At 41.8% G+C, this 4,256-nt stretch carries 6 protein-coding genes; all 6 read right to left on the bottom strand.

Annotated features, from left to right (window positions below):
* Window positions 1–533: hypothetical protein (locus BHW66_RS02890; RefSeq protein WP_286688896.1), on the bottom strand; the 533-nt coding region annotated here is incomplete at its 3' end.
* 108 nt (window positions 534–641) lie between these two features.
* Window positions 642–1,220 carry a hypothetical protein gene (locus tag BHW66_RS02885; protein WP_143245549.1) on the bottom strand — a complete coding sequence of 193 codons (579 nt, stop codon included), beginning with the start codon at window positions 1,218–1,220 and terminating at the stop codon, window positions 642–644.
* Between the two features lie 12 nt (window positions 1,221–1,232).
* On the bottom strand, window positions 1,233–1,973 hold the full coding sequence (locus BHW66_RS02880; protein WP_286688895.1) for a hypothetical protein: 741 nt from the start codon (window positions 1,971–1,973) through the stop codon (window positions 1,233–1,235).
* Entirely contained in the window at window positions 1,936–2,199 is a 264-nt protein-coding gene (locus BHW66_RS02875; protein ID WP_286688894.1) for a hypothetical protein, read from the bottom strand. The genes BHW66_RS02880 and BHW66_RS02875 overlap by 38 nt, the downstream gene beginning before the upstream one ends.
* Before the next feature lie 60 nt (window positions 2,200–2,259).
* Entirely contained in the window at window positions 2,260–2,913 is a 654-nt protein-coding gene (locus BHW66_RS02870) for a hypothetical protein (RefSeq protein WP_180975888.1), read from the bottom strand.
* Between the two features lie 403 nt (window positions 2,914–3,316).
* The coding region (locus tag BHW66_RS02865) for an RHS repeat-associated core domain-containing protein (protein WP_286688893.1) at window positions 3,317–4,256 on the bottom strand (940 nt) is incomplete at its 5' end.

Here is a 4,256-nt window from a genome sequence, read left to right as displayed (position 1 = left end):
GTAGGACGGCCCAGCGCGTCGTAGTCGTATTCGTGCCTTGCCGGCGGGTTGGCGCTTCCGGGCCTCCGGTAGTCGATGACGGAGAGGAGGTCGCGGCTGCTTTCATAGGTGTTGACCCGGGTCATGCCGTTGGGGTAGGCGAGTTGTTCCACAAGCCCTCCCTGTTCGCAGTAAGTCCAGGAGAAGGGGGTTTCCATGCCTTCCGCCGTGAGGGTGGAGAGGCGGCCTTTCCCGTCATAGGACAGGCGCGCCTGCTGGACGCGGCGTTCGCCCGCGCTTAATTCGTACCCGGCCGGACGGCCGAGCCCGTCATAGAGCTCGGAGACCTGCCAGGCGAGGCCGTTTGCCTCAAGGCTGTCGGTTTCCGGTTCTCCGTAGGGATTGTAGGCGAAGGTTCGCGTTCCGGAGGCATCCGTGATTTGCGTCAATTGACCGAGGTGGTTGTAGGCGAAGCTCTGGCCGGGCGTGGCGTCCGAATAGCTGATTCCCGCCAGAAAATTCCGGTGGATAAGGCAGGATGAATGTTTGCTCATCTTCATATAGCAAATGTTCCTTCCAGCTTATGCCGGAAGGAACATGGTATAAATAACAAGGAATTTTTACTCTATGATAATTCAAATTATTACCAAATACAGAAAGATTTAATGTATAGGCCCTTCTATACTTTTCAATTCCAATATATTTTTTTTGAAATCAAAATCAAATATTCCTTTAAATTCTAAATAAATAATATCAGAAGGATCAGGGAATTCTTTAGAAGAACATTCTATCGAATAATCAGATACTAGTTGCCCATTTTTCAATTTAATCAATGTTCCATTTACAAAACGAATAGGATAATATTTCATGTTTCGACATTTATCCATGAACAATTCATAATTATTTTTTTCAGTTACAGGAATAAACTCCAATTGATTATTTTTTCTTGTAACAACAAAAATAACCGATTCTCTTTTAATAGAACATACTAGAATAACTCTATTTTTGTATTCAATAATGTATGGAGAATCTATATATTCTCCTGGAATATCTTTTTCTAGGCCATGAATTTTAACATAATATTTTTTCCATATTGAACTACTAGATGATTTTTCTAATATTTGAACATCATCAACAATAGCACTATCATGATTTTTATTATGTTCTACAACCGTTTTAAGATTATATTGACAGTTTGATGTACTAAAAAATAGTATTAAAGATAATATGTATAATTTCATATAATTATTATATTATTTGTTATGCTGCTTATCCCAAATTTCTTTACCTTTTTTTTGAATAGTTTCATGAGAAACTTTATCGCTATCAAATTTTTCTGCAGTCCCAGGATACACGTAAATAGTAAAACCTTCCTTACATTTTACCCCTCCTCTTCTAGGATCCGGATTTCCTCCTAATTCCTTTACCAATTTCATAGAACCTTCCCCTTTAGAATAAGGGTTATAATCTGCAAGAATAGCGTGAATAATTAAAAGATCACCATTTGGCATCTTTTTAGTAATTGTTGCATAATCACCGGCCTTAGCACCTTTTTTTCTATCCTCTTTATTAAAAACAAGATATGGAATTACTTCTGAATTTACATATCTACGAGGGTCTGTTTTCTTTTTCCGGGGATCGAATAATGCTGTAACTGATACATAATAACCTGGAGCAGGATCATTTTTCCCTTGAATAACATCAGGACTAACAATACCGTAATTATCTTTTCCTATTCCTCCATTTCTATTATCATCTAATCCTATGTTTTTTGGATGATACGCACGAGGAGAACCGTCTGCATCCACTGTAATTTCGTTACTTCTACGCACAACTACGCTTATCGTATTTTTATCTGGACATTTTTTTGTTTCTATTGTCAAGGTTGGAGGATTTGGTTGTTTCTGGGACCATGGCCACAACCCTAAATAATCAAAATTGATGATACCATTATTATTAACGAACGCGAACAAATTCCAGCCACCTTGTTCCATGATGGGATCCCTGCTGATCCACCTGCCGTCGTGCGGATTGAGATGCCGGTAGTTGTAGCAGGGCGCGGCGTCCGCGCGCTTCCCCGAAGAGGGAAGTGACGTTCTTCATCGCGTCGTGCATGCAGTAGAGATGTTCCTTCACCTGCGTCCCGTTCGCTTCCCAGCGCGTCATGGCCAGGACGCGCGTGGCTTCCGGTTCCGAGGGGTCCCAGAGGTAGCTGCGCACAAGTACCGGCGTTTCCCCGGTCAAGTCGCATTCCGCCACCTGCAGGTAGTCCCGCCAAAACTAAAGGCAGCGTCCATCATTCTTTCTGATAGAGGAATCGCCTATCATATCCAGTATTTTCTTCCCATAGGCGAATCGATCGAGATTCCTTTTGATAATCGTTTCTTTGATTATACTACCAAAAGGAATTTCATCTTCCTCCATATTCATAAAAAACCATAAAAAATCCCATCCGTTCTTATCATCAGGATAATGTTCTATATAATTTTCCGCTACCAGTTCAAAAAGATTCGCTCTGCTCAAAATAACTTCTCCGTCTTCATTGTTCTGAAGAAGGGATAAAATATCTTTATCCTTACTCGACGAACGGATATAAGGAACAGTCATCCTGTTAAAATAACTATCTGAATCCCAGTGCACCATAGACAAACCTTCCTGGCCCCGTCCGCTGCGGATCAATTCAAATTCTTTCCTAGTCATTTGCTCCCAATTCGCAGAATGAACGATATAGCCCGCCAACTGCTGCCTCTGCTGTTGTGACAATTTTTTTATTTTTTCTCTTGATTCGGGAAATTCCGGATACTCCAGAGGAGGATTAACTACGTGTACAAATACCGGTTTCAGAGGCTGTGCCACCGTAGTCATCCCCTGGCGGCAGGATGGAAACAATGCAACCGGAAACAAGGATAAAACCCACATTCTTTTCAAGCTCATATCCCTCCCTATATCCATAATAACATCAAAGTCAATATCCTTTTACGGCATGTTCCAATAGTATACTGTTGCTATTCATTCTCCAATAATGGACAAAACAGCAAATGCCAAAAATGTTTTCAAAAATCTAAAATATAGAACACGGACAAAGATGGAATAGCTGTCTGACAAACCTGATACAGCATCGTCTTTCAGGATTTTCGGCTGTATTCCGGTATGCGGTGTGTCTCTGCAAATTGCCAGTGAATATGAACACGACTATTTGATCCATAAAAATGTGGCGTCATCACCACATGACGCCACATTTTGTTTGGAACCTGTTTTATTCAGAATATTGCCTGTCTGTCAGAATCATTTTCTCAGGAGACATGGAATTCGGTTAATCTGATTTTTCTACCACAAATTACATAATTGGAATTTTCAAAATCGTTGCAGCCGTATTTGGAGTATAGACCGCACCATCATAGCTGTTCTTAACATTGATCAACTCCTCAGGTTTATATTCGTCTCCGACTTCCTTTATTTCCAAATAAAATCCTCCACATTCATTATGCTCCTTCATTAACTGTTCAATATAGCCTTCCCCCGCATTTTTACTAACCAACGGAATTTCTTTGCCTTCAGAGTCGACATATCTGCTCCCTATGGTAATGCACCCTTTGGAAAGCCCCAATTCATGAATCCGTATAGCTGTCCTATCATTAACATACCTCGAATCATAAATTGTACCCGGCGTTCCTTTATTTAAGTCGGTTGGCGAAGGGGTTCCTCTATGGTAATTACCACCCTTATTCTTGGGGCCACCATCTTTTTTTGGAAGGATCCTGTACGGTTTATCTGCAGGTATAGGTCCACGCCCTGCGTTTTCCCCGAAATTCGTAAATATGGGTCCGATTATTTCAAGCGTAACAGGCGTATCATTTTTTTGATTTTCCGCGCATTTTACCAGTTCATTTCCTTTTTTCAAAAGCGTATCGAGAGATTTTGCCTTATACATTTTATCCGCTATCTTTTTGCATTCGGGACAAACGCAGAGTCCATCCAAAATGGAAATCAGGCAGACCATGCTTAAATCAGAAAAACGAGCGCAACTTATAAATGCCAGCAAACCCAATAAGTCAATGCTTTTTACACCATTATTCTTAACAAAGGCGAACAAATTCCACCCGCCTTGTTCCGCGATGGGATCCCTGCTGATCCACCTTCCGTCGTGCGGATTGAGATGCCGGTAGTTGTAGTAGACCAGCCCCAGTTCCTCGTCGTTGTATTCGCTGCTCCACTGGATGGGCTGGGTGACGTCCCCTTCGGCGGTGACTTCTCCGTAGGGCGTGTAGGTGTAGGCC

Origin of the sequence: Akkermansia sp. 54_46, assembly GCF_001917295.1 — a bacterium.
GTDB classification, from domain to species: domain Bacteria; phylum Verrucomicrobiota; class Verrucomicrobiia; order Verrucomicrobiales; family Akkermansiaceae; genus Akkermansia; species Akkermansia muciniphila.
This window is presented reverse-complemented; position numbering and strand designations above follow the sequence as displayed.

Excerpts from the sequence above, each read along its gene's own strand:
- BHW66_RS02870 (WP_180975888.1), bottom strand. The coding sequence starts at position 2,913 with ATGAGCTTGAAAAGAATGTGGGTTTTATCCTTGTTTCCGGTTGCATTG.
- BHW66_RS02880 (WP_286688895.1), bottom strand. The coding sequence starts at position 1,973 with ATGGAACAAGGTGGCTGGAATTTGTTCGCGTTCGTTAATAATAATGGT.
- BHW66_RS02885 (WP_143245549.1), bottom strand. The coding sequence starts at position 1,220 with ATGAAATTATACATATTATCTTTAATACTATTTTTTAGTACATCAAAC.